2 protein-coding genes are annotated in these 2,264 nt (G+C 75.8%); one reads left to right on the forward strand and one right to left on the reverse strand.

Annotation, left to right across the window (positions count from 1 at the left end; genetic code table 11):
• The first annotated feature begins 91 nt into the window (after positions 1-91).
• The gene (locus tag QL983_RS11040) at positions 92-1,012 is read left to right on the forward strand and encodes a carbohydrate kinase (RefSeq protein WP_290153002.1); all 921 of its coding nucleotides are present in this window, start codon (positions 92-94) and stop codon (positions 1,010-1,012) included.
• Positions 1,013-1,115: 103 nt separating this feature from the next.
• On the opposite strand, the gene QL983_RS11045 is transcribed toward QL983_RS11040, so the two are convergent.
• Positions 1,116-2,192 (reverse strand): malate dehydrogenase, encoded by a 1,077-nt coding sequence (locus QL983_RS11045; protein WP_036384991.1) that lies wholly within the window; start codon positions 2,190-2,192, stop codon positions 1,116-1,118.
• Positions 2,193-2,264 lie beyond the last annotated feature (72 nt).

Below are 2,264 nucleotides of genomic sequence, written 5' to 3' on the forward strand. Positions count from 1 at the left end.
GGCGTTTCTCGGGGGCCTGGAAGCCTGAGCACAGCCCCGGTTCCGCGCCGGTGATTAGGGTACCGTGGGGCGCGTGGCTCAGTACTGTGGTGTGATCGGAGAGGCGCTCGTCGACGTCGTGGTCTCGGACACCGCGACCCCCCGCGTGCACGTCGGGGGCAGCCCCCTGAACGTGGCCGTGGGCCTGAGTCGGCTGGAGCGGCCCGTCCTGTTCGCCGGCCGCCTCGGCCGCGATGCGCACGGGGACATGATCGCCTCGCATCTGCGGGAGAACGGCGTGCGCTGCCTGCTCGAGCCGGATGCCGCCGCCACCTCCGTGGCCACCGCCCGCCTGGACCCCACGGGCGCCGCCAGCTATGAGTTCGAGCTGGACTGGACGCTGCCGCCCGCCGCCGCGCTCGCCCGGGACTTCGACGACGCCGCCGGCGGCCCGCTGCACCACATGCATGCCGGCTCCATCGCCACCATGCTCGCCCCCGGCGACGCCGAGGTGATGGCCCTGCTCGAGCGGATCTCCGCGGTCACGACCATCAGCTACGACCCCAACGTGCGGCCCACGATCGTGCCGGACCGGGCGTTCGCCCGCGCCCGCGCGGAGGAGTCCGTGCGGCTGGCGGACGTGGTGCACGCCTCGGACGAGGACATCGCGTGGCTGTACCCGGACCGCCCGCTGCGCGAGTCGCTGCAGGCGTGGCAGCAGATGGGCCCGGCGTTCGTGGTGATGACCCGCGGCGCCGAGGACATCGTGGCCGTCACCGCGCACGGCGTGGTGGAGCGCCCGATCGTGCCCGTGGACGTCGCGGACACCGTGGGCGCCGGCGACTCGTTCACCGCCGCCCTGCTCGCCGCCCTCGACGACCGCTCCCTGCTCGGCGCCGCGAACCGCGACCGCCTGCACGCGATGGACCCGGCCGACGTCGAGTCGGTGCTGATCTACGCCTCCCGCGCGTCGGCGATCACGGCCTCCCGCCCGGGGGCGGACCCGCCCACGCGGGCCGAGCTGGCGGACTGATCCCACGCCCGCCCGTCCCCGCACGAATCTGTTGCGCATCTGACCCTTCCGGCGGGCGGGGACGCCCCCAGAAGGGTCAGAGACGCAGAAGATCCCGGCCGCCTCAGAGCAGGCCCAGCCCTCGCACGGCGTCGCGCTCGGCCTCCAGCTCGGCGACGGTCGCGGCCAGCCGCCCGCCCTCACCCGGCAGCACGGACTCGTCCGGCTCCAGCCCCGGCACGATCCGCCACGCGGTGCCGCCGTCGGACGTCACGGGGAACGAGCTGATCAGCCCCTCCGGCACCCCGTAGGAGCCGTCCGAGACCACCGCGGCCGACGTCCGGCGCGGCGCACCGTCCGCGTCCACACCGGTGCCGAGGGTCCAGTCGCGCAGGTGATCGATCGCCGCGGACGCCGCCGACGCCGCCGAGCTCGCCCCGCGCACCTCGATGATCTCCGCGCCCCGCCTCGCCACGCGCGGCACGAACTCCTCGCCCGCCCACACCGGGTCCACCACCTCGAGCGCCGGCCGCCACGTCCCGTCCACCCGCACGCGGGCGTGGGTGAGGTCCGGGAACTGGGTGGCGGAGTGGTTGCCCCAGATCGTCACGCCGGCCACGTCCGTCACCGCGACGCCGGCCCGCGCCGCCAGCTGCGCCACGGCCCGGTTGTGGTCCAGCCGGGTCAGCGCCGTGAAGCGCTCGGCCGGCACGTCCGGGGCGTGGGCGGCGGCGATCAGCGCGTTGGTGTTGGCCGGGTTCCCGACGACGACGACCCGCACGTCCTGCGCCGCGTGGTCGTTGATCGCCCGGCCCTGCGGCCCGAAGATCCCGCCGTTCGCCTCGAGCAGGTCGCCGCGCTCCATGCCCTTCGTGCGCGGCCGTGCGCCGACGAGCAGCGCGTGCTGGACCCCGTCGAAGGCGCGGGCCGGGTCGTCCGTGACCTCCACGTCGGCCAGCAGCGGGAAGGCCGCGTCGGCGAGCTCCATGGCGGTGCCCTCCGCGGCGCCCAGGGCGGCCGGGATCTCGAGCAGGCGCAGCCGGACCGGGGTGTCCGGGCCGAGCATCCCGCCGGCGGCGATGCGGAAGAGCAGCGCGTAGCCGATGTTGCCGGCGGCGCCGGTGACGGTGACCGTGCGGGGCGTCGTCGACGCGGGGTCCGGGGCGGTGTCCTGTGCGGTGGTCTGCTGTGCGGTGTCCACGCCCCCATCGTGCCCCCGCTCGCCCGCGGAGGACACCCCGGCCCGCCGCACGGCCCCGGCCTAGACTGGGCG

The sequence above is a fragment of the Micrococcus sp. APC 4021 genome, from assembly GCF_030407635.1.
Classification (GTDB): Bacteria; Actinomycetota; Actinomycetes; order Actinomycetales; family Micrococcaceae; genus Micrococcus; species Micrococcus luteus.